This window comes from Streptomyces sp. URMC 123, from assembly GCF_051386515.1.
In the GTDB taxonomy this organism is placed as follows: Bacteria; Actinomycetota; Actinomycetes; order Streptomycetales; family Streptomycetaceae; genus Streptomyces.
Map to the genome: position 1 here is coordinate 1 of NZ_JBPQTV010000804.1, position 230 is coordinate 230.

At 81.7% G+C, this 230-nt stretch carries 1 pseudogene; it reads left to right on the forward strand.

Annotated elements, in window-relative coordinates:
• Positions 1-230: pseudogene (locus ACSNOD_RS32065) on the forward strand (DNA polymerase IV); the annotation flags it as partial.

The following is a 230-nucleotide window of genomic DNA, read 5'->3' on the forward strand; positions in this document are numbered from 1 at the left end:
GCCCCCGCCCCGACCGCCGCCGCCGAGGGGAGCCGCGCCTGGCTGCCGGGACAGGACGTGCGCCACACCGCGTACGGGCCCGGCTGGGTGCAGGGCAGCGGCCTGGGGAGGATCACCGTCCGCTTCGAGCGGCCCGGCTCGCCCCCGGGCCGGGTGCGCACCTTCGCCGTCGACGACCCGGCGCTGGAGCGCTCGGAGCCGCTGCCGCTGACCGGGGCGGCGGGGGAGGC